Here is a 19,197-nt window from a genome sequence, read left to right on the forward strand (position 1 = left end):
CGCCGGCCGACCAGTCGGGGCGGGGGTCAGCGTGCTCACAATCCGCTGATCCGCCCGAGTGTCCCCAGCGCCCGCGGAATCACGCGGGAGGTGCGGATCCGCCCGTCGGCCGATCCGGGCACCGTGGGGGAATGCCTCACAACACGACCCTCGGGCGCGCGGGGGAGCAGCGCGCCGCACGGCACCTGGCCGACGCCGGATACGACGTCGTCGATCGCAACTGGCGCTGCTCCGACGGCGAGCTCGACCTCGTGGCGGTGCGCCGCGACGTGCTCGTGATCGTCGAGGTCAAGACCCGCACGAGCCGGAGGTACGGCCATCCGCTCGAGGCGCTCGACGCGCGGAAGACCGACCGCCTCTGGCGGCTCGCGTTCATGTGGGCGCGGGCGCACCCCGACCTCGGGCGTGGCAGGCGCGTGCGCGTCGACGCGATCGCCGTCACGGGGCCGGATCCCGAGACGGCCGAGGTCGAGCACCTGCGGGGGCTGCGGTGATCGTCGTGCGCACGTGGGCGGTCGCCCTGACGGGGCTCCACGGTGCGCTGATCGAGGTCGAGGCCGACATCACGCAGCACAAGCCCGACTTCCGGCTCATCGGCATGCCCGACAAGGCGCTCGGCGAGGCCGTGCGGCGCGTGACGAACGCGTGCGAGAACAGCGGGCTGGCGCTGCCCGACCGGCGGCTGACGGTCAACCTCTCGCCCGCGAGCCTGCCCAAGCAGGGATCGGGCTTCGACCTCTCCGTGGCGCTCGCGGCCCTCGCGACGGACGGGCGGCTCGACCCCGAATCGCTCGCAAGGACGGTGCACGTCGGCGAGCTGGGCCTCGACGGCCGGGTCCGCGCCGTCCCCGGCGTGCTCCCGGCCGTGCTCGCCGCAGTCGAGGCGGGGAGGACCCGCGTGGTCGTGCCCGAGGAGAACCTCGCGGAGGCGGAGCTCGTGACGGGTGCCGAGGTGACGGCCGTGCGCAGCCTCGCGCAGGCGGCGCGCCTGCACGGGGCCGAGGTCGACGACGCCGTGCTCGAGGGCCCGGACCCGTCCCCGACCGCCGCCGCGCGGGCGGTGACGACGAGCGCGCCTCCGCCCGATCTGGCGGAGGTGGTCGGGCAGCCCGAGGCCGTCGAGGCGCTGCTCGTCGCGGCCGCGGGCGGCCACCACCTGCTCATGTCTGGCCCTCCGGGAGCGGGTAAGACGATGCTCGCCCGGCGCCTCCCCGGGATCCTCCCACCGCTCGACGACGCCGCGGCCCTCGAGGTCGCGTCCGTGCGCTCGCTCACGGGCGAGGCGATCACGTCGCTCTCGCGCACGCCGCCATTCGAGGCGCCGCACCACTCGGCGACGCTCGCCGCCCTCGTCGGCGGCGGATCCCGGCGCGCGAGCCCCGGCGCGATCGCCCGTGCATCGCGCGGGGTGCTGTTCATCGACGAGGTCGCCGAGGCACCGCGCTCGCTGCTCGACGCACTGCGTCAGCCCCTCGAGCACGGCGCGATCTCCATCCACCGCTCCGGGTTCACGGCCAGCTTCCCCGCCCGGTTCCAGCTCGTCCTCGCGATGAACCCGTGCCCGTGCGGCCAGTTCCCTTATTCGTGGTCAGTCGCCCAGGTGGGCAACACACTGAACCGATCTCGCCATGCATCCTTCCTTCGCCCGGTCGACGGCCCGATGTCGACGCGCTGGATGAGTTGCTTCAGGACGTGGTTCTGTCCCTCTGGGGTGAGGTCCCGGAATCCATCGACGAGCGCCGGCACGAGCTCGAGCAGGTCTCGTTTCGGTGTTGGCGCCGCGCGCACGTGCCGAGCACGTAGCCCAGCGAGCTCGCTGTTCAGCTGCGCTGCGGTGGCGTCGTATGCCTCCTGGCTGATCCTCTCGTCCACGAGTCGCACGGTGAGGCTCGCGAGTCGCGACTTCGCGTTGGTGATCATCCGTTCGAGCGCAGCCCGGTCCTCGATCGACCGCACGCGGTTCTCCGCCTCGACTCTCGCGGCCTCGCGCAGGCTCTCCGTCCGCTCGGGCAGCTTGGTCACCCAGTCCGTCAAGTATCGCTCGACGAGGTGGAGCTTCACCGACATCGGTCGAGCGCACTTCGCTCGCCCACGATGCGCCGTCCCACACTTGTAGTCGCCGACCCCGTCGCGACTCACCGACGTGAGATACATGCGCTCGCCGCAGAGGCATCGGAGGAGGCCGCTGGCCATTCTCCGCCGCCCCCGGGTGGGCGTGACGTTCGACGCGATCCGCGCGAGGAATGCGTCCCACAGGTCGGGGGAGATGATCGCGTCGTGCGCGCCCGGATAGTACTTGCCCTTCACGCGAATGAGGCCTGCAGCGAACCCGGTGATCATCGTCGCCCGGATCGACTTCTGAGACCACTCGTGGCCGCGCTTCGATCGGTGTCCCTCATCGTTCAGCCACCGCGACAGGGCCGCAGTGCCGACACCGGATACGTAGCGCAGGTAGGCCTCCCTCAACGCCGGTGCCTCGACCGGGTGCGGCGTGTACGTGTCACCGTCGCGCTCGTACCCGTACCGGTCCCCGCCAGATGGGAGGAGCCCAGCGCGCTGTCGGCGCTTGAGCGTCTCGGCCCACACTTCACCGATCGACTCGGACTGGAACGCGGCGTACTCGGTCATGACGCCTCGCGCGAATCGCCCGGATGCCGTGCTCGTGTCGATTGGCTCCGTCACCGATTCGATCCGCCCGCCCGCGAGCTTCACTCGGTCGTCGGCGAGAGCCCAGTGCAGCCGGTTCCTCGACAGGCGTGACCACTTCCACAGCACGATCACGTCCGCGCGTGCTTCCTCGACGAGCTGCAGCGTCTCGACCACACCAGGCCGCGTGTCCCACTTCCTGCCGCTCACGACATCGACCTTCACGTCCACGACGTCATACCCGCGCTCGCGGCAGTACTCGCGGCCGAGGTACTCCTGTGTCTCGATCGACTCGCTGTCTTCGCGCTCCTTTGACTGGCGGAGGTAGAGCACGGCGCGGTTCCCGGGGCGGGCGCTGCGGAGTGGGATCGGGGCGGGGATGTTCATATGACTTCCACCTTGCGAGTCGGAGGCCGTCGACGGTTCACGAGGACCGTGACTGGATCGTAATATCGCCTGCCCGGTGTGCCCGGGTAGCGTTCGTATCGAACATAGATTCGACAATCGGAGAGGGGTATCTGATGCGCGACGCGATGATCGTAGAGGCACGGAACGAGCTGCACCGGAGGGGTGGGGCGAGCGTGCGTGATCTCATCGTCCGCGCGGATCAACTCGGGGTGCCCTGGTCAGTTCTTGCTGTGCCGAGCCTGCGCCCGAGCAAGCAGATCGCCGGGGGCAACGCCTAGCCCGTCGGCGATCGCATAGAACGCAGCCAGTGGGATGTCGCGCGTCCCCTTGAGATACCTCATGAGCGTCTGCTTGTGCATGCCCGACGCGGCAGCCAGCTGATCGATCGTCATCTCAGCTGCGGCCCGCTCTGCGCGAATCTGCGCAGCCATCGCGAGCGACTCATCCTTGCCATCAGTGACCATGTGGATAGCATAATCACCACCCTGGATACCTGACAACCCCGTTCGGCGGCGTGTTGCGCCTTGACGGATACCGTACGGCGTGCTTGGGTATCCGTATGGATATCAACCGAGCAGCTAACGAGGCATCCCAGCGGATCTCAGCCGCGTTCACGAGGTCCGGGCTCTCGAAGAAGAAGCTCTCCGAGGACAGCGGCATCCCCTACGCGACCCTCGACCGTCGATTCCGCAACGGCGGAGGCTACACGCTCCGCGAGGTCTACGCGCTCGCCGCGGCCCTCGACGTGCCGACCTCGCAGTTCATCGTCGACGACAAGGTCTCGCCGTGAACACCGCGCCCACATTCGACGAGGCTCTCGCCGCAGCGCACGCGGTCTATGTCCGCGAGTGGTTCGACGCGCACCCCGAGGCGCTCGCCGCGGAAGCGCCCGCGCCGAAGGCGGTGGCGGCATGAGCGACCTCATTCCCGACGACATCGACACGCGGATCGCGATCAAGAGCGCCGAGCGCGACATCTCTACCGCGGGCGGCCGCCAGTACGGGCCTGACAGCCTGCACGAGCGCGAGGGCCTGATGCTCCGCATCGCCGCGGACGAGGTCATGGAGGGCCGGCCGCTCGCCGTCGTCCGATCGTGGTGCCTCCGTGCCGCACTGATCCGCGACGGGCTCGTCACGAGCGCCGAGCGAGAGGCGGCAGCAGCATGATCGCCCTTCGCTATGCGCTGCTCGTGTTCGCGGGGGTGTGCTTCGGTGTCGTCGGCGTGACGGGCATCGTCAACGGCGTCGCGCTGCTCGGTCTGATCGCGCTCGGTGGCGCGGCGTGGACGTCGCGGGCGCTGCGCGTGTGGCTCGGGCTCGCCGACGAGCCTGATCCCGCTTCCGACGTCGACGAGCACGCGGGCGCGTGCCCGTGTCGCGTCGATCACGCCGAGGCCGGCTTCGATGCCGATCGCCTCGACCGCCGGCGATAGCCGGCGCCCCTCCACTTGTCCTCCTGCCTGTCGAGGAGACCTGATCATGACCCATCTGCTGCAGCCGGTGCCTCTGGTGGCGCGCTGGCCGTTCCACGGTGACCTGCACATCGTCGTCGATGGCGCGTACGTCTACCTGCGTGCCGATGATGTCGAGCGGCTCGCCGGGATCCCTGCGTGGGGTGAGGGTGAGACCGTCATCGGTGACGAGTGGCCCGACGAACTCGACGGGACGCCGTTCTACCGCCTCGAGCAGGCGATCGCGAAGGTGCGCCGCCACGCCGACAGCGACACTGCGGCGGAGTTCGTGGCGTGGCTCGACGAGTCCCTGCCCGATCTCCTCGACCCGAGGACCGTCGCCGCAGCCCGCCCGCCGGAGTCGTTCACGCGCGGGATCACCGTCCGTCACGCGGCCCAGCGTCTCACCGCTGAGGGGCTGCGTGTGGGCAGGACGGGCCTGTTCGCGCACATGCAGCGCCTCGGCTGGGCGGAGCGCGCCGGCGACCAGTGGTCGCTGACCGGGCTCGCTCGCGATCGCGGGTGGGCGACGGTGCGGCGGATCCGTCACCCGGCACCGGGCAAGGGTCGGCACGGCGCGTACGACCAGATCTACATCCTCCCGGCCGGGCTCGAGCAGCTGCGTGCCGACCTCACTCCCGCGGATCCGCCCGTGCCGGCGGACACTCGCGTCCCCCTCTTCGACTGACCCCATTGGAGACCTCATCATGACGATCACGAAGACCTCTCGTGCGGGTGAGCCGCGCGGGATCTGCCCGCCGGATCACGCGCACGGCGCGACCTCGACCTGTTACCTCGGCCATCGGTGCGGCTGCGACGAGTGCCGTGAGGCGTGTCGTGCTCGGGAGCTCGCGCGGCGTACGGCGATCGCGTTCGGCCGGTACGAGCGGCGGGTGCCGGTGGAGCCGGTGCGTGAGCGGGTGCGGCATCTGATCGCGGCGGGCGTGCAGCTGCGCACGATCGAGCGCGGTACCGGCACGAGCCTGACGACGGTGATGTATGGGCCGGGCCCGCAGAAGACGATCGCGGCCGCGACGGCCCGCCGGGTGCTCGAGTACCTGCCGAGCCTGGACGACTACGCGGATCGGTCGACGATCGATGCTCGCGGCGCGCGGCGTCGTGTGCAGGCGCTGGTCGCGCTCGGTTGGACGCTCTCGGCCGTCGCGAAGCGCGCGGGCCTGTCGGGACCTGGTGTGTCGGACCTGACGCGCGCCGGGCACTGCTGGGCGGGGACCGCGCGCGCGATCCGCGACGTCTACGAGGAGATGTCGATGAGTCTCCCGCCGGCGGAGACGCGGATCCAGCGTCGTGACGTGTCGATCGCGAAGTCGATGGCGCGCCGCGAGGGGTGGGTGCCGCCGCTGGCGTGGGACGACATCGACGTCGACCCGCGCCCTGCTGAGGCGCGCCAGGTCGAGGCGGCCGCAGCATGAGCGTCGCGACCGACACCATCGGACAGCCGCAGCCGCAGCCGCCGGCTCGCTTCTGCGATCAGCATCCGGGCGGGTCGACCTCGCCGTGCGCGCCGTGCCGCGATGCGCGCCTCGAGCACATGCACTACTCGTACGAAGAGTCAGATGTCCTCGGTGCTGTTCGGGATCGCGTCGAGAAGCCAGCCGCTCTCGTCGTCGATCACGTAGTCGACGGGATCCATACCAGCGCGTCGTTCCAGGTGCTCCACGCGCGCGATGAGGGCGCGGATGACGAGCTGCTGATCGAGGACGAGAGTGTTCAGCTGCCCGATCGTGTCGATGAACTCGCGCCCCTTCACGTCCTTGCCGTACTGAATCTGTCGGGTGTACAGCCAGGTTCCAAGGTCCATTTCGAGGTCTCCGTTTCGGTAGGAGGTCCCGACGCCGGCGCGTCGAGTGACCCTGCGATGACCGTAGCGGACCCGCCTGTCTCGCCCGCCGATGACGACGAGGCTGCAGCATGAGCCCCGTCGTCCGCCCGCTCCGCGTCGGCGATCACGTGCGTGTCTATGAGGTCGACCACTCGGTGCCCGTGGAGCGGTATGGCGAGCTCGGCGTGGTGACGGGGATCTCCGCTGCGGGCGAACCGATCGTGCACTGCGACGACGGCTTCGTGGTCGTCCTCGGCTACCGGTATCGGGCACGCATCATGACGCGCCTGCATGACGACACGGGCCTGTCGACAGGCCGGTGGCGGGTGCGTCGCCGCGTGCACGTGTGGGCCGCAGGTCGGGCCGTCCAGTGGGATTGGGTCGCGGAGCCGATCCCCGCCCCCGGCGTCTTGCGCGAACGAATCCCGCGGACCAGCGATGTCTTCGACTGCTACCGCCACGGCCAGGCGGTCGAGTACGCGGCCCGCGAGGCGCGGGAGAACCTCCGATGACCGCCGACGAGAGCGCCGTCGACGTGCCGGCACGCGCCGCGGTGGGGGAGTCGACCGCGCTGACTGCTGCACGGCTGCTGGATTTCGAGCGCTCGTGCCGGGAGCAGCGGCTGCCGCTCGGCGCCCGCATCGAGCGGATCCGCGCCGAGCTCGGCACGTCCGAGGCGCACTACGTGATGCTCCTGAATCGCGTGATCGACACGACGCCGGCGCTCGAGCACGATCCGATCCTCACGCACCAGCTCATCGATGAGCGCCGCCGGCGGAACGCGCAGGCCCGCGGCCGCCGGCCGCGGATGCTCCTCGTCGACGAGCCGCCCTGCTGACCCGCCGCCCGCAGGCGCCCGCCCTCTCATCCTCTTCGACCCCTCGACCTCACTCCTGGAAGGACCCACCTCATGGCCATCACCTATGATCCCGAGGCCGCCGACATCGGCGAGCTCGTGAAGATCCCCGCCACCGACCTCGTCATCGACCCCAACGTCCGCAAGGACATCCGCCTCGACAAGAGCTTCGTCTCATCGATCCGCCAGTACGGCTTCGAGCAGCACCCTGTCGGGTGGCGCGACGACGACGGCCAGGTCCACATCACCATGGGCCAGCGTCGCGTGTCGGCCGCGCTCGAGATCGGTTGGGCTCTCGTCCCCGTCGTCGTCAAGCCCAAGGCCGCGGCTGAGGGGGATCGGGCGGAGGAGCTGCGGATCCTCACCCAGCTGCGCGAGAACGAACAGCGCGCCCCGCTCTCCACGAGCGAGACCAGCGAGGCGTATCAGCAGCTCGCCCTCTTCGGTGTCACCGAGGATCAGATAGCCCGCAAGACCAACAGCCCCCGCCAGAAGGTCACCACCGCGCTGGCCGTGGCGTCGTCGGAGCCTGCGACGCGGGCCGCGGCCGCGTACACGCTCACGCTCGATCAGGCGGCGATCATCGCGGGCTTCGACGGCGACGACGACGCGGTCACGCAGCTCACCGAGCAGGCCGAGAAGGATCCCGACCAGCTCGTGCACCTCGCCGCGCGGATCCGTGAGGACCGCGCCGACCAGGAGGTCATCGACCGCCTCAAGGGCGAGATCACCGCCGCCGGCCGCACACCGCTCACGGCCTGGTACGAGAAGGAAGACCTCGCACCCCGCGCCGAGATGTACATGCACCTGTGCCGCGCGGACGACCCGGACCGGAAGCAGCTCGAGGAGTCCGACCTCGACGGCCTCGAGGAGGTCTTCGGCTGGATCCGGCAGGGGCACCGTGCCGACGCCGACCGCGGCTACCGGATCGACTGGTACGTGGGCAGCTGGAAGAAGCAGGGCCTCGCCCAGCGGTACAACTCGGGCTCGACGCCGGTCGCGGTCACCGACGAGGAGAAGGAAGCCGAGCGGGAGCGGAAGCGCGCCAAGCGCGAGGCGAAGAAGGCGATGATCGCCGCGACCATCGTCCGCCGCGACTGGATCGCCGACACCCTCCTCGCCCGCGGCCAGAAGTACAAGGACACGCACCTGACGTTCATCGCCGGCGCGTTCTTCGGCGCGCTCGGTCACCTGCACTCCAACGAGTACGCCTCACAAGAGCTCGCCCGCAACCTCCTCGGCGACGCGGGACCCACCGACCTCGCGTGGAGCACCGACGCCGAGTCAGGAGAGCTCGTCTCGGAGCAGGCACGATTCGCGACGGCCCTGCTCACCCTCGACAGCGGCACACGCGTCGCGCTCGCCGTGGCGATCGCTCGCACGGAGGCGGTCGTCGGGAACGAGAAGGGCGATGCGTTCGGGCAGGATGCGCGGGCGTCGCGCTACCTGCGGACGCTCGCCGGCTGGGGCTACCCGCTCGCCGATGTCGAGAAGGCGATCGTGACCGCTGCGGACGCTCGCGTCGAGGCGGCATTCGACGAGGGGGCCGCAGCATGAGCACCTACAGCAAGCCGCCCCGGTCGCAGACGGTCTACCTGCACCTGCGTCCCGGCGCGTACCTCACAGATCTCACGATCGCGAAGATGGCGAAGTCGAAGGACGCTCTCGTCGAGCCGGGCACGGTCATCGTGAAGGCGAAGATCACCGTCCCGGGGAACTTCTTCGACGAGGCGACGCCGTACGTCGAGATCGAGTTCCAGCCCGGTGACGAGCTGCAGCCGGCCGAGGTCACGATCACGTCGGAGACGGACGCGTGAGCTCGTCGACGATCCATGGCCGCTCCCGCACCGAGGGGCGCGCGTACTGCGGGCGGAAGGCCAGCCGTGCGGAGTCGACGACGAGGTGGCGCGACGTGACGTGCGACGACTGCCACGCCGCCTCGCGAGCGGATGGGAACCGCTGATGACGACGATGACGCTCACCTCGACGGCCCCGGAGCACACGCGGACGGCGCCCCGCCCGCGGTCCGCCGTCTGGCGGGTCGGCGACACGTGGACGGATCCCGTGTCCCGTACCCGCTGGATCATCCGGACCCTCAACAAGGCCACCGGGGCGGTGGAGCTCGAGGCGGCGAACACGCTGCACTCCTCCTGGTGGGCCACGACCCTCGACCGACTCCCGAAGAAGGGAACAGCATCATGAGCAACGCGATCTTCGACGACTCCATCACCCATGGCACCCCGGAGGGCTACGACGCCGGCTGCCGCTCGGCCGGCGGATGCCCGGCGCGCACTGACCACGGCCTCACCTGCGCGGAGGCGAAGACGTTCGACGCCGGGAACTACCGGTACCGGCAGCTCCGCGGTCGCGGCCTCTCGCCCGCGGAGATCGCCGCGCAGTTCGACTTCCACGACGACCACGCCACCCAGACCCCACCGGCACCCGTCTCGAAGCCGGCCACGAAGCCGAAGCCGAAGGCACGCCCGAAGCCGCCCGCCCCGACGCCCGCACCCGACGTGCCCGAGATCGACACCGACACCAACGCCGCCGAGCCGCCCGAGCAGGCCGAGCCGGTGCGGGATCCGCGGGAGGCCTCGAACGCCGAGATCCGCGCATGGGCGCGCGACCGCGGCTACGACGTCAACCCGACGGGCCCGGTGCGGCGGGGGATCCGCGAGCACTACATCGAAGCCCACACGACCGCAGCAGACGCGCCGCGGAACGTGCCCGCCCCCGATCCCGATCTGGACGAGCTGACCGGCAAGCGCGGCATCCCCACCGACCCCGAGCCGGAGGCGCCCCTCGCGCCCGGAGGCATCGACACGGACGCCATCGAGGCCGGCGTCGACGACGTCACCCTCGAGCCCGCCAAGACGGACCGTCCTGAGTGGGCCGACGTCGCCACCAGTGCCGACCTCACCGCCGCACAGGACGCCCTCGCCCTCGAACGCGGCGCACACGTCAAGACCGCCCGCAGCCTCGCCCTCGTCCTCACCAAATGGGCGACCGCGCAAGACCGCATCGAACAGCTGCAGGCCGAACTCATCCGCATCCGCACCGACCGCGACGAGATCGCGATCGACTTCAACACCGCCAGCGAAGACCGAGCCCGCGCCCTCGACCGCGTCGAAACCCTCCACAACGAGAACATCGTCCTCCGCGCCGCCCTCGCCGACGCGAAGCGCGCTCGCCGCGGCTGGTTCGGCCGCAAGACGAAGGGAACGATCCGATGAGCGAGATGACGCACGCCGAGATGCGAGGCAAGGCACATGCCCTGAGATCCGCGATCGACAAGGCCCCGCCGCCGGCGGATGACCTGTGGCTGCGGGCGTTCGTGGAGAACGTGCGGGCGGGTGCTGACGCGCTCGAGCGGACCGCGGGGGCGCTCACCGACGTCGACCAGGATCTCGTCGAGGTCGCCATTCTCGACCCCGACACCGCATGGTCGAGCGTCGAGGTCGTCGAGATCCTCGAGCACGTGCGCTCGCTCCTCCTCACAGGCGGGCCGACCCCGGGCAGTTTCGGCACCGGTCGCGACGCGACCGGTGGGGCGAGTGTGGATCTGATCCGCCAGGCCCACGAGCGAGCCGCCATGCCGCGCCTCGGGAAGTCGATGGCGAGGGAGATGGACCGGGACATCGTCATGATCCGTCGCCTGGCACGCGCGCTGGAAGCCGCCGAGCGGTGGCGGGTGACCTGGCAGGAGGCTGCCGAGGAGAACGAGCGGCACGCGGACCAGATGCGGGCTGAGCGTGACGCGGCCGAGACGCGCGCGGGGGAAGCCGAGCGCGCGTTGGCCGATGCGACGGAGTGGATGCGGCGCTGCGACCTCGAGACCCGCACGCACGGCACCGAGTGCGACTGCTTCGGCCCGCGGAAGCCCGTCGAGACCACAGATCACGAGATTGGGGGTGCGTCGCGAACATGCTCGGAAAAGTCGTGAGAGATCTCTCGGACGAAGCGGTGATCGAGTGCGGCGTGGTCAGGCCGGGAACGCTCGGGTGGCAGCGCTGCTGGAAGCCCCGCAATCATGACGGACCGCACCGATGCCAGGGGTACCCGATGTACGGCGACTGGGCAGATCACGAGGTTGGTGACTCGGATGCTTGATCGCTATGTGCGCGAGAACATCGTCGCGTTGCAGGTTTTCGCCGACGATGGCCAGAGCGAGTTCAACGGCGTCGACGGGCGCACGCTTCACGCGCTCGCGCGGCGCAGACTCGTCTGGTTTGAGGTGGTTGACCCGTGGGCGAAGCACAAGCGTTACCGGGGCGGAGTGACGGCGAAAGGTCGTGCTGTGCTCGTCGAACACGCGGAACACGAGGTTGGGAGGGAGGGCTGATGTACCCCATCACGAGCTATCAGGTGACCCCGAACCTGTTCGGAGTCCCGCGATGGATGGCCGAGATCGACGGACAGCGCAGTCGTTTCGCCCGGCGTAGCTACTCGCGCGACCGGGCAGAGCGCAAGATCGCGCGCGACGAGAACCGCCTTCACGAGACCGGCCGCGAGTCCCTCATGCAAGGAGCCATCCTGCCGCTGACGATGCCCGTGCGACGTGCGCACGACCGACTGTGTCGCACCGTCGATCAGCGCCGTCGTATGCGTCGAGCGCGAGCCGTTCACGAGGTTGGGAGGGCTGAGTGATGGAAGCACGCGACTGGGAGCAAGAGCTGATCGATGAGCAGGCCGCCCTCGAAGTCGACACGACGGTGAAGGAAGTGGCGGTCATCCTGCTCACGCGGGACGTGACCGGCACGCCCTGGCTGGACTGGGACGTGTGGGCCGAGCAGGCGTCGGACGATGACCGCCTGGACGCTCTGCGCACAGCCGCGGCCGTTGTCGCCTACATGCGCGAGCACGAAGCCCCGGCCGATCACGAGATTGGTGGGTCACATGGCTGAGCGGCAGATCGTCGCGACACGGCTGACGCCGTTCCAGGCGCAAGTATGCATCGACGCCCTCGACCTCTACGTCGAGGGTGCGCAGGGGCAACAGACACAACGCGAGCTGCGTGAGGCTCGCGCCGCGAGGAAGAAGCTGGCCACTGAGCTTGCAGTTCACGAGGTTGGTGAGTCCCGTGGCTGACGCGCCTGACGTGTGGAGCGCGGACGTCCCGCCCGACCTGTCAGCGTTCCCGACCGTGCAGCACCGCATCGAGAAGGGTCGGTTCGTCTGCCCCGGCGACGAGACCGCCAGCTGCCACCAGTACCCGGCATGCGATCACGAGACGTGGCCGTGTGGCTGCGACTACGTCCCACACGCCGACTGCTGGATCAAGCCCTGGATCGACGGCAGCGACCTCGTCGACTCCTACGCCGGCGACGAGCCCTACCTGCGCGACGAGGACTTGCCCGACGGCGACGCCACCTGGACGTTCGAAGGCGACTACGTCCTCTTCGACTACGTCCTGGCGAGTCGGGAGGCGAGCGATGCCTGACGCACCGGTCGCCGTGATCCCGACCATCTACGCGCACCTCCACGTCTGCGACGCATGCGACGTGTGCGACGGACTGGGCTGTCTCGACAGTCACGGGCTCTGCACCGCCGTGAACCCCGACCAGACCGAGGGCTGCTTCCGCGAGCCGATGCACGCGGGGCTGCACACGTTCGAGATCAACCACGAGGTTCGGAGGGGAGACCGATGAGCGAGCCGATGACAGAGCCCGTGAAGCGCGAGATGACCAGTCCCACGTACGTGCTGCGTGGAGGCGCGTATCTCCTGGACGAGCACGCCGGGGTGCTCATCGATAGTGCCGGAAACTACTCGGCCAAGACGAGAGGCGACCCTCGGTCACTCGTCGCACTACTCCGATCGATCGCGGACGACATCGCGGACGACGTCGAGACAGCACAAGAGAACAGGGGTACACGATGAGCGACGAAGAATGCCGCCTCTGCGCTGCCGATGAAACTGGCGACCGGACGGTGCGACGGGGCGAGGACATCCCTCTGTGCGCGCGCCACTGGTCGCAGTGGGTGGGGCGGTACGTGTGGCCTTCCCCGGTCGAACCGCCGTGCAGCGCGCACCTGATTGCGGCCGATCACGAGGCAGGCGGCCAGCGATGACCCTCACCATGCCCACACGCGCTCGCCGCGGGCCCCGGAAGGGCGAGCGGATCGTGATCCCCGAGCTCGCGATGTTCTACGTCGTCTACTACCCGGAGGGCGCGTCGTGAGAGTGGAGAGGCGTCGAGCCGGACGCGCGATCCGCCGTCACCGCCGTTCCATCGCAGTCGCCAGAGCATTCGCCACCGACGTGGGCCTCGACCTCGCGCCCTGGCAGCTCGAGGTCTTCGCCGCCGTCGTCCGAGGCGAGCCGACGTATGTCATCGGTGGCCGACGAGGGGGACGGGCAACGGTCGAGCGCCTCACGGCCGACTACACGCCACAGGTCCGAGGCCCGCACGGTCTCCACGCCTCCACCACAATTCTCGACGAAGCCCGGAGGGCAGAACGATGAACACGACCGCCTACCGCACCGGCCAAGACGTCCGCGCCGCATTCGACGAAGCGACCGAAGCCTTCCGAAACCTCGGCGTCGCGCTCCGCGCGCACCTCGGCGGATGGCCCATCATCAGGAGCCCCCACGTCACGCCCGGTGACGTCATCTACGCAGACGGCGCCATCTACATGCACCCCCGCGACGCCATCCGACGCCGATACCCCGACACCATCACAGGCGCGCTCGCCACATCACTCGAATGGCAGCACTACGAGATCAACCGCGCCGCCGACGCCGCCAGGCAGCGCATCGACACGATGCACCCCGACCAGCCGATCCGAGAGGACCACCTCACATGAACCCGCTCGACCTCATGCTCTGGGCGCTCGCGTTCCTCGTCGTCGCGATCGTCGCCGCCATCACGATCGCGCTCGCCGTGGGCTTGTGCAACACGATCCGTGGCCGTCGGCGGCGCGAGGAGACGCGGCGCGAGATCTACAAGGGGAGGGGCGCCTGATGGCTGGGCTGCCGGAGTTCGCGACGACGTACGTCGTGTACTGGCCCGACGCGCTCGGGCCCGGCCGTGGCGTCCTCAAGGTCGGACGCTGCGCGCTGCGCCGTCGGATCGAACGGATGGTCGAGCGCGGCGCCCACATCATCGTCGAGGCGCGCGGCACCGACAAGACCTGGGAGCGCGAGGCGCTGCGGGTGCTGACCCGCTGGTTCCCGAAGGCGTTCCGGTGGGCGTTTCAAGCAGTCCCCTTCCTCACGCACGGGAAGGGATACACGGAGTGCTTCGACGTCGCGGAGTACGACCTGCAGTTCGCCCTCGAGCGGTGCATCGAGGGCTTCGCACGAGGAACGGAATGGAATGTCGAAGCAGCGAGTGATCAGCCCGGACGATTTGCAGTCGCCGGAGTACCTGCGAGTGCCGCACATCGCGAGGCCGACGGCCCTCGGCCTGTGGGTGCACACGGACGCGGCGGGGAGGACGGAGCTCATCCCGGAGGTGCTGGCCGGGAGGCTGTATCCGGGCGAGGCGGCGACGGAGATGGTGGTGAACCACCTGCTGCAGCTGGACGAGGCCGGATTCCTGACGATCTACCAGGCCGACGGCCGCGAGTGGATCGCCCTGACGAGGCCGCTGAGAGCGGACCGGAGGGGGACGACGGTGATGTCGCCGCCCCCGCCGAGCAGCGGCCCGGAGACCCCTCACATGGGATCCCGCGATATAACACGGGATCCCATGGCCTTGGGGCGAGCGGGCGCGCGCGAGGGCGAGCGGGCGGGCGTACGCGTACGCGAGAGCGCGCGAGAGCGGGCGCGAGCGGAGGTGAGGGCCGAGCAGGCGGCGCGAGCCGAGGCGTGGGCCGCGGTCGAGAGCGACCGCGAAGCGATGCCCGACCGTCCGGAACGTCCCATGCTGCTGGATGCTCCGCCGATCGGTTGCCCGGATCACCCCGAGGGGAAGCGCGGTCCCTGTGGTCCCTGTCGGGATGCTCGCCACAAGCGGGATGTCTGGCTACAGGAGCAGATCTACGGGCAGAAGCTCGCGGCGTACCACGAGCAGGCCGCCCGCCACGTCACGTTCGACGAGCCCGCCGGCGAGTGGGCGAACGACGACGGCTGGGATCCGGACGCCGCGTTCTGACGCCTGAGCCGGTGCTGACGACGAGGAGTCTCACGTGACCGATGATCGATCCTGCATCCGTGGCTGCACGACGAAGGATGCGCACTGGGCCGCCTGCCCGAACGCTCGCGCTGGCCACGACGATCCCACGGTCTGCCGGGGGTGTGCGCCCCGTCCAGCTGCCGACGGTGCCCTGATCTGCGAGCCGTGCCGGCGCACGATCCGCCGCCTCCTCGAGGATGCGGGCGACGCGGTCGGGCACCTGCGCAGCATCGCGGATCCGACGAAGGCCCGGGCGTTCGATGGCGTCGTCGTCCAGTCCTCGCGCCCCGACCTGCCGGCCCCCGTCGCCGCCGACCTGATCACCGCCTCGGACGACGTCGTGCGGGCCCTGCGCTCGTGGGAGTACATCCTCGGCGGCGACGTCCTCCCGCCGCGCGTCCCGGGCCTCGGCGCCGGCGCTGACGCGGCGACGGCTCACGCTGCAGCCCACGCATCGGCAGAGGTGATCCTCGAGCAGTTCGACGCGATCGCCAACGACCGGGACTCGATCCTCGCCCTCGCCGCGATCACGATCGACCGCAACGGCGGGGATCCGTACTGGACCGTCGCCGACGTCGTCGCACGCTGGCCGCTCGAGGAGCGCGGACGCACGGCCGACGCGCTGTGCCCCGAGTGCAACCTCCGCAGCGTGCGAATCTCGCCCCCTCGCCGCCGAGGAGGGCCGGAGCGGTACGCGTGCCTGTCGGACTCGTGCGACTGGGTCGCGACCTCCGATGACGACGGCGGCCTGTGGGCCGGCTACTTCGCCGAGGAGCCGCCCGAGGACGTCCGGGCCCACGATCCGCGTTGGCTCACCCTCGCTGAAGCCGCACGCCGAGCAGAGTGCACCACCGGCACCATCCGACGCCGAGCACGCCGCGGCCTGATCGCCACCGACGCCGGCCGCTACTGGGCCGCCGACGTCGACGCCAGCAAGCCCGTCACCGACACGGCGCCGTCGACCGACGTCACGACGCGGCGGGCACCCGAGCGGTGGCTCACCCTCGCCGAAGCAGCGGCCCTCGTCGGCCGGTCACTCCGCGCCCTGCAGACGTGGAAGCGCGCCGGCGACATCGCCGTGCTCGCCGGTCGGGTGCGCGAGTCCGAGGTGATCGCCGTCCGCGACCGCAAGGCCGCGGCACGCTCCGCCGGCGGAAGCCGCAGCGGATGACCTCTTGCACCACCTGCGCATCGACGTGATACGCTTCGCTTGCGCGATGATTGCGCTGAGGCTCGAACCCACGCGGTTCGGGCCTTTTGCGTTCCCGCGCCGTGTGGGTCACGTTGAGGGCCGACCGGGTGCGCACCATCGCATCCGGTCGGCGACACCCGGTGAGATGACACCCGCGCGTACGCGTGCACGCATTGGCGGTTCTCCCCACCCCTCGCCGATTAAAATCCGGGCCCTCGTGCGCCTTCCAGACCCCGCCCATCCACCGTTTTTCTCCCCGGGGTGACCAGGAATACCCGCTGGCAAGCCCCCGGAGCCCCCGAGAACGCGACAACAGGCGCTCGCCGGAACCGGTCATCGGTTCCACGGCTCGACCGCTCACAGCGCCTCCTGCGCCTGCCCGACCGGGAGGGAAGACATGGCCGACGAAGCCTATGGCGTCGAGCACCAGAAGCGCCGCGCCGAACTGCTCCCGACCGCGTACGGCACCCCGTGCCCGCGCTGCGGCGAGGTGATGCTCGAGTCTGACGAGCTCGACCTCGGCCACTCCGTCGACCTCGCCCTCGACGCGCACGCCATCGGCGACCGCATCGAGCACGCCAGCTGCAACCGCAGCGCCGGCGCGAAGCTCAAGTCGCGCCTCGAGCGATACAAGCCATCCCGGAACTGGTAGCCATGTTCGACCGAGACGCCGCCGAGACGATCCTCGAGGCCGTGCTGCTCGGCATGGAACCACACCGCGCTGCGCTCGCCGCGGGCATCACCGCCGAGGAGCATGCCGCCTGGATCGAGCAGGGCCGATCTGCTCACGTCGGGTCGACCGCGCTCGACACGCAGGAGGGTGCGCTCGTCGCTCAGTACGTGCGCGACCTCGACCGCGCGATGGCGCTGTCGGAGCTCGACGCACTCAAGCAGGTCAAGGACGGATCCGACGCGCACCGCTGGTTCCTCGAGCGCCGCTTCCCGAACCGGTGGGCGAAGACTCCCGCGGCGCTGTGGTCGCGTCCGCCCGAGCAACCTGCTGCCAGCGTCCCGACCAACCCCGACCAGCAACCAGACGACGACGCGGATGGCCGGATGGACGATCTGCGCCGCAAGCGCGAGGAGAAGCGACGTGCTGCAGGAGGCGACCCGGGATGAGCCGCTCGTCGGCGCGCAGACTCCCACGCACCTGCTGACGCCGACTGACGTCGCCTACTCGGACATCGACGCAGCGCTCGAGATCGCCGAGATTGTCGGCATCGAGCTGGACCCGTGGCAGGTCGACTTCCTCACGCATGGGCTCGGCCGCCGCCGTACCGTCGACGGTGGATCCAAGTGGGCCGCGTACGAGGCCGGCATCGAGCTGTCACGGCAGAACGGCAAGAGCGTCATCTTCGAGTTGCGCGCGCTGGCCGGCCTGTTCGTGTTCGGCGAAGAGCTGATCATCTACTCGGCGCACAAGGGCCAGACCGCCATCCAGGCGTACCGCCGCATGGTCAAGCTCATCGAGCATGCCCCCGACCTGAAACGCGAGGTCAAGGGCACGCCGTCGGCGAATGGCAAGGAAGCGATCATCCTCCACTCGGGAGCGATGATCCAGTTCCGGACCCGCACGCCCGACGGCGGCCGCGGCCTCACCGGTGACTGCGTGATCATCGACGAGGTCCAGGGCGCACGCGACGATCACGTGTCCGCGCTGATCCCTGCGATGGCAGCGAAGTCAGTCGAAGGCGACCCACAGATCTGGTACGGCGGATCCGCCGGCAAGCGATCCTCGACCATCCTGGGACGCCTTGTGCGTCGTCAACGGAACGAGCTCGCGTTGCGCGCCGAGGGCGGCCATCCGCAGGAGCGGCGCCTCCTCATGGCGCGCTTCGCAGCGGATCTCGACGTCGACGACCCCGCCGACCCGCGCGTCTGGGCTCGCGTGAACCCGGCCTACGGGAAGCGCATCGACCCGGAGTTCATCCAGCAAGAGTTCGCCGCGATGGGCGCCGACCTCGACCCGAAGAGGTTCGCGGCCGAGCGCCTCGGCGTGGGCGACTATCCACGCGAGGAGGGCGAGGACTGGGCGATCCCGCAGCGTCGCGTCGACGCGGCCGTCGACGAGCATTCCGAGATGGTCGGCCCGGTGATGTTTGCCGTCGAGGTGCGCATGGACCGCTCAAGCACGGCGATCACCGTCGCCGGGTGGCGCCCGGACGGCGCGAAGCACATCGAGTGCATCGCCGACGAGCGCGGCGTCGGCTGGGCTGTCGAGACCCTCAAGCGTGTCACGAGCGAGCACGACAACCTCGGCGTGATCCTCGACCCCGCCGGCCCCGCCAACACGCTCATCGGTCCACTCCGCGACGCCGGCATCCCCATGACGCTCCTCAAGGCATCGGACGTCACCGCCGCCTGGGGGAAGCTCTACGACGGATTCGAGGCCGACCCGCCCACGATCTACCACCGCGGCGGCCTCGTCCTCACCGCTGCGTTCTCTGCCGCTGAGACCCGCACCGTGCAGGGCTCCACCACCTGGCAGCGCTCCACGCCCGAGACCTCGGGCGCCGTGATCGCCGCGACATGGGCCGCGCACGGACTCGACATCGCGAAGAAGACCGAGCGCGCAGCCGTGTCGCGCCGAGCTCGACCGCAGCGCAACAGCGACACCGATCAGCCGCGCCACTTCCGTCCACGCCGCTCGGGCGGATTCGACCCGCGCAACTCCGGCTTCTGATC

Annotated in this window: 30 protein-coding genes and 1 pseudogene; 28 read left to right on the top strand and 3 right to left on the bottom strand. The window is 70.0% G+C overall.

Going from position 1 to position 19,197, the window contains the following annotated elements; translation table 11 throughout:
- Positions 1-131 precede the first annotated feature (131 nt).
- A complete protein-coding gene (locus GB932_RS04655) occupies positions 132-494 on the top strand; it encodes a YraN family protein (protein WP_156759522.1) in 363 nt (120 codons plus the stop codon).
- A complete protein-coding gene (locus tag GB932_RS19370; protein WP_156759523.1) occupies positions 491-2,116 on the top strand; it encodes a YifB family Mg chelatase-like AAA ATPase in 1,626 nt (541 codons plus the stop codon). Before GB932_RS04655 ends, GB932_RS19370 begins: the two co-directional genes overlap by 4 nt.
- 119 nt (positions 2,117-2,235) lie before the next feature.
- Here the strand turns inward: GB932_RS19370 and GB932_RS20645 are convergent.
- Positions 2,236-3,033, bottom strand: a pseudogene (locus GB932_RS20645) (recombinase family protein); the annotation flags it as partial.
- 239 nt (positions 3,034-3,272) lie between these two features.
- Positions 3,273-3,518, bottom strand: coding sequence for a helix-turn-helix domain-containing protein (locus tag GB932_RS04670; RefSeq protein WP_156759524.1), 246 nt, complete (start codon positions 3,516-3,518; stop codon positions 3,273-3,275).
- 95 nt (positions 3,519-3,613) lie between these two features.
- Here GB932_RS04670 and GB932_RS04675 point away from each other — a divergent pair, with 95 nt between their 5' ends.
- From GB932_RS04675 to GB932_RS04695, 6 genes are read left to right on the top strand one after another with little or no spacing between them, the layout of a single operon-like run.
- A complete protein-coding gene (locus tag GB932_RS04675; RefSeq protein ID WP_156759525.1) occupies positions 3,614-3,844 on the top strand; it encodes a helix-turn-helix domain-containing protein in 231 nt (76 codons plus the stop codon).
- Entirely contained in the window at positions 3,841-3,969 is a 129-nt protein-coding gene (locus tag GB932_RS19565) for a hypothetical protein (RefSeq protein WP_306769930.1), read from the top strand. Before GB932_RS04675 ends, GB932_RS19565 begins: the two co-directional genes overlap by 4 nt.
- Positions 3,966-4,220 carry a hypothetical protein gene (locus GB932_RS04680; protein ID WP_156759526.1) on the top strand — a complete coding sequence of 85 codons (255 nt, stop codon included), beginning with the start codon at positions 3,966-3,968 and terminating at the stop codon, positions 4,218-4,220. The genes GB932_RS19565 and GB932_RS04680 overlap by 4 nt, the downstream gene beginning before the upstream one ends.
- Positions 4,217-4,486 carry a hypothetical protein gene (locus tag GB932_RS04685; protein ID WP_156759527.1) on the top strand — a complete coding sequence of 90 codons (270 nt, stop codon included), beginning with the start codon at positions 4,217-4,219 and terminating at the stop codon, positions 4,484-4,486. Before GB932_RS04680 ends, GB932_RS04685 begins: the two co-directional genes overlap by 4 nt.
- A gap of 46 nt (positions 4,487-4,532) precedes the next feature.
- Complete coding sequence (locus GB932_RS04690; protein ID WP_156759528.1) at positions 4,533-5,192, top strand: hypothetical protein; 660 nt, start codon at positions 4,533-4,535, stop codon at positions 5,190-5,192.
- A 19-nt stretch (positions 5,193-5,211) separates the two neighbouring features.
- A complete protein-coding gene (locus GB932_RS04695; RefSeq protein ID WP_156759529.1) occupies positions 5,212-5,937 on the top strand; it encodes a hypothetical protein in 726 nt (241 codons plus the stop codon).
- A gap of 140 nt (positions 5,938-6,077) precedes the next feature.
- Here GB932_RS04695 and GB932_RS04700 read toward each other — a convergent pair whose 3' ends face one another.
- On the bottom strand, positions 6,078-6,326 hold the full coding sequence (locus GB932_RS04700) for a hypothetical protein (protein ID WP_156759530.1): 249 nt from the start codon (positions 6,324-6,326) through the stop codon (positions 6,078-6,080).
- A gap of 110 nt (positions 6,327-6,436) precedes the next feature.
- On the opposite strand from GB932_RS04700, the gene GB932_RS04705 reads away from it, so the two are divergent.
- The 20 genes from GB932_RS04705 to GB932_RS04800 all read left to right on the top strand — a co-directional run bounded on the left by GB932_RS04705 (position 6,437) and on the right by GB932_RS04800 (position 19,195).
- Entirely contained in the window at positions 6,437-6,859 is a 423-nt protein-coding gene (locus GB932_RS04705) for a hypothetical protein (RefSeq protein WP_156759531.1), read from the top strand.
- Positions 6,856-7,185 carry a DUF3263 domain-containing protein gene (locus GB932_RS04710; RefSeq protein ID WP_156759532.1) on the top strand — a complete coding sequence of 110 codons (330 nt, stop codon included), beginning with the start codon at positions 6,856-6,858 and terminating at the stop codon, positions 7,183-7,185. Before GB932_RS04705 ends, GB932_RS04710 begins: the two co-directional genes overlap by 4 nt.
- 72 nt (positions 7,186-7,257) lie before the next feature.
- Entirely contained in the window at positions 7,258-8,760 is a 1,503-nt protein-coding gene (locus tag GB932_RS04715) for a ParB/RepB/Spo0J family partition protein (RefSeq protein ID WP_156759533.1), read from the top strand.
- Positions 8,757-9,020 (top strand): hypothetical protein, encoded by a 264-nt coding sequence (locus tag GB932_RS04720; RefSeq protein WP_156759534.1) that lies wholly within the window; start codon positions 8,757-8,759, stop codon positions 9,018-9,020. Before GB932_RS04715 ends, GB932_RS04720 begins: the two co-directional genes overlap by 4 nt.
- 145 nt (positions 9,021-9,165) lie before the next feature.
- The gene (locus tag GB932_RS04725) at positions 9,166-9,405 is read left to right on the top strand and encodes a hypothetical protein (protein WP_156759535.1); all 240 of its coding nucleotides are present in this window, start codon (positions 9,166-9,168) and stop codon (positions 9,403-9,405) included.
- Complete coding sequence (locus GB932_RS04730) at positions 9,402-10,436, top strand: Lsr2 family protein (RefSeq protein WP_156759536.1); 1,035 nt, start codon at positions 9,402-9,404, stop codon at positions 10,434-10,436. Before GB932_RS04725 ends, GB932_RS04730 begins: the two co-directional genes overlap by 4 nt.
- Complete coding sequence (locus tag GB932_RS04735; RefSeq protein WP_156759537.1) at positions 10,433-11,146, top strand: hypothetical protein; 714 nt, start codon at positions 10,433-10,435, stop codon at positions 11,144-11,146. The genes GB932_RS04730 and GB932_RS04735 overlap by 4 nt, the downstream gene beginning before the upstream one ends.
- Positions 11,147-11,305: 159 nt before the next feature.
- Positions 11,306-11,545, top strand: coding sequence for a hypothetical protein (locus GB932_RS04740; RefSeq protein ID WP_156759538.1), 240 nt, complete (start codon positions 11,306-11,308; stop codon positions 11,543-11,545).
- 304 nt (positions 11,546-11,849) lie between these two features.
- Positions 11,850-12,107, top strand: a complete 258-nt coding sequence (locus GB932_RS04745) for a hypothetical protein (protein WP_156759539.1) — start codon at positions 11,850-11,852, stop codon at positions 12,105-12,107.
- Positions 12,100-12,291 carry a hypothetical protein gene (locus GB932_RS04750; RefSeq protein ID WP_156759540.1) on the top strand — a complete coding sequence of 64 codons (192 nt, stop codon included), beginning with the start codon at positions 12,100-12,102 and terminating at the stop codon, positions 12,289-12,291. The genes GB932_RS04745 and GB932_RS04750 overlap by 8 nt, the downstream gene beginning before the upstream one ends.
- The gene (locus GB932_RS04755) at positions 12,284-12,643 is read left to right on the top strand and encodes a hypothetical protein (RefSeq protein ID WP_156759541.1); all 360 of its coding nucleotides are present in this window, start codon (positions 12,284-12,286) and stop codon (positions 12,641-12,643) included. Before GB932_RS04750 ends, GB932_RS04755 begins: the two co-directional genes overlap by 8 nt.
- Positions 12,636-12,851: a hypothetical protein gene (locus GB932_RS04760; protein ID WP_156759542.1), complete on the top strand. Its 216-nt coding sequence runs from the start codon at positions 12,636-12,638 to the stop codon at positions 12,849-12,851. Before GB932_RS04755 ends, GB932_RS04760 begins: the two co-directional genes overlap by 8 nt.
- Entirely contained in the window at positions 12,848-13,081 is a 234-nt protein-coding gene (locus tag GB932_RS04765) for a hypothetical protein (protein ID WP_156759543.1), read from the top strand. Before GB932_RS04760 ends, GB932_RS04765 begins: the two co-directional genes overlap by 4 nt.
- 581 nt (positions 13,082-13,662) lie before the next feature.
- The gene (locus GB932_RS04770; RefSeq protein WP_156759544.1) at positions 13,663-14,007 is read left to right on the top strand and encodes a hypothetical protein; all 345 of its coding nucleotides are present in this window, start codon (positions 13,663-13,665) and stop codon (positions 14,005-14,007) included.
- The gene (locus tag GB932_RS04775; RefSeq protein WP_156759545.1) at positions 14,004-14,165 is read left to right on the top strand and encodes a hypothetical protein; all 162 of its coding nucleotides are present in this window, start codon (positions 14,004-14,006) and stop codon (positions 14,163-14,165) included. The genes GB932_RS04770 and GB932_RS04775 overlap by 4 nt, the downstream gene beginning before the upstream one ends.
- A gap of 354 nt (positions 14,166-14,519) precedes the next feature.
- Positions 14,520-15,299 (top strand): hypothetical protein, encoded by a 780-nt coding sequence (locus GB932_RS04780; protein ID WP_197517304.1) that lies wholly within the window; start codon positions 14,520-14,522, stop codon positions 15,297-15,299.
- Positions 15,300-15,333: 34 nt separating this feature from the next.
- A complete protein-coding gene (locus GB932_RS04785) occupies positions 15,334-16,491 on the top strand; it encodes a hypothetical protein (RefSeq protein ID WP_156759546.1) in 1,158 nt (385 codons plus the stop codon).
- Between the two features lie 418 nt (positions 16,492-16,909).
- The gene (locus tag GB932_RS04790; protein WP_156759547.1) at positions 16,910-17,164 is read left to right on the top strand and encodes a hypothetical protein; all 255 of its coding nucleotides are present in this window, start codon (positions 16,910-16,912) and stop codon (positions 17,162-17,164) included.
- A 2-nt stretch (positions 17,165-17,166) separates the two neighbouring features.
- Complete coding sequence (locus GB932_RS04795; protein WP_156759548.1) at positions 17,167-17,631, top strand: hypothetical protein; 465 nt, start codon at positions 17,167-17,169, stop codon at positions 17,629-17,631.
- On the top strand, positions 17,606-19,195 hold the full coding sequence (locus tag GB932_RS04800) for a terminase large subunit domain-containing protein (protein WP_156759549.1): 1,590 nt from the start codon (positions 17,606-17,608) through the stop codon (positions 19,193-19,195). The genes GB932_RS04795 and GB932_RS04800 overlap by 26 nt, the downstream gene beginning before the upstream one ends.
- Positions 19,196-19,197: the final 2 nt, after the last annotated feature.

The organism is Microbacterium karelineae (genome assembly GCF_009745985.1).
In the GTDB taxonomy this organism is placed as follows: Bacteria; Actinomycetota; Actinomycetes; order Actinomycetales; family Microbacteriaceae; genus Microbacterium; species Microbacterium karelineae.

Bases quoted from the DNA above. Each gene is read 5' to 3' on its own strand.
- GB932_RS04715 (WP_156759533.1), top strand. From the start codon at position 7,258: ATGGCCATCACCTATGATCCCGAGGCCGCCGACATCGGCGAGCTCGTG.
- GB932_RS04765 (WP_156759543.1), top strand. From the start codon at position 12,848: ATGAGCGAGCCGATGACAGAGCCCGTGAAGCGCGAGATGACCAGTCCC.
- GB932_RS04725 (WP_156759535.1), top strand. From the start codon at position 9,166: ATGACGACGATGACGCTCACCTCGACGGCCCCGGAGCACACGCGGACG.
- GB932_RS04680 (WP_156759526.1), top strand. From the start codon at position 3,966: ATGAGCGACCTCATTCCCGACGACATCGACACGCGGATCGCGATCAAG.
- GB932_RS04795 (WP_156759548.1), top strand. From the start codon at position 17,167: ATGTTCGACCGAGACGCCGCCGAGACGATCCTCGAGGCCGTGCTGCTC.
- GB932_RS04655 (WP_156759522.1), top strand. From the start codon at position 132: ATGCCTCACAACACGACCCTCGGGCGCGCGGGGGAGCAGCGCGCCGCA.
- GB932_RS04750 (WP_156759540.1), top strand. From the start codon at position 12,100: ATGGCTGAGCGGCAGATCGTCGCGACACGGCTGACGCCGTTCCAGGCG.
- GB932_RS04700 (WP_156759530.1), bottom strand. From the start codon at position 6,326: ATGGACCTTGGAACCTGGCTGTACACCCGACAGATTCAGTACGGCAAG.
- GB932_RS04760 (WP_156759542.1), top strand. From the start codon at position 12,636: ATGCCTGACGCACCGGTCGCCGTGATCCCGACCATCTACGCGCACCTC.
- GB932_RS04770 (WP_156759544.1), top strand. From the start codon at position 13,663: ATGAACACGACCGCCTACCGCACCGGCCAAGACGTCCGCGCCGCATTC.
- GB932_RS04705 (WP_156759531.1), top strand. From the start codon at position 6,437: ATGAGCCCCGTCGTCCGCCCGCTCCGCGTCGGCGATCACGTGCGTGTC.
- GB932_RS04670 (WP_156759524.1), bottom strand. From the start codon at position 3,518: ATGGTCACTGATGGCAAGGATGAGTCGCTCGCGATGGCTGCGCAGATT.
- GB932_RS04790 (WP_156759547.1), top strand. From the start codon at position 16,910: ATGGCCGACGAAGCCTATGGCGTCGAGCACCAGAAGCGCCGCGCCGAA.
- GB932_RS04740 (WP_156759538.1), top strand. From the start codon at position 11,306: ATGCTTGATCGCTATGTGCGCGAGAACATCGTCGCGTTGCAGGTTTTC.
- GB932_RS04685 (WP_156759527.1), top strand. From the start codon at position 4,217: ATGATCGCCCTTCGCTATGCGCTGCTCGTGTTCGCGGGGGTGTGCTTC.
- GB932_RS04690 (WP_156759528.1), top strand. From the start codon at position 4,533: ATGACCCATCTGCTGCAGCCGGTGCCTCTGGTGGCGCGCTGGCCGTTC.
- GB932_RS04775 (WP_156759545.1), top strand. From the start codon at position 14,004: ATGAACCCGCTCGACCTCATGCTCTGGGCGCTCGCGTTCCTCGTCGTC.
- GB932_RS04735 (WP_156759537.1), top strand. From the start codon at position 10,433: ATGAGCGAGATGACGCACGCCGAGATGCGAGGCAAGGCACATGCCCTG.
- GB932_RS04730 (WP_156759536.1), top strand. From the start codon at position 9,402: ATGAGCAACGCGATCTTCGACGACTCCATCACCCATGGCACCCCGGAG.
- GB932_RS04695 (WP_156759529.1), top strand. From the start codon at position 5,212: ATGACGATCACGAAGACCTCTCGTGCGGGTGAGCCGCGCGGGATCTGC.
- GB932_RS04710 (WP_156759532.1), top strand. From the start codon at position 6,856: ATGACCGCCGACGAGAGCGCCGTCGACGTGCCGGCACGCGCCGCGGTG.
- GB932_RS04780 (WP_197517304.1), top strand. From the start codon at position 14,520: ATGTCGAAGCAGCGAGTGATCAGCCCGGACGATTTGCAGTCGCCGGAG.
- GB932_RS04675 (WP_156759525.1), top strand. From the start codon at position 3,614: ATGGATATCAACCGAGCAGCTAACGAGGCATCCCAGCGGATCTCAGCC.
- GB932_RS04745 (WP_156759539.1), top strand. From the start codon at position 11,850: ATGGAAGCACGCGACTGGGAGCAAGAGCTGATCGATGAGCAGGCCGCC.
- GB932_RS04720 (WP_156759534.1), top strand. From the start codon at position 8,757: ATGAGCACCTACAGCAAGCCGCCCCGGTCGCAGACGGTCTACCTGCAC.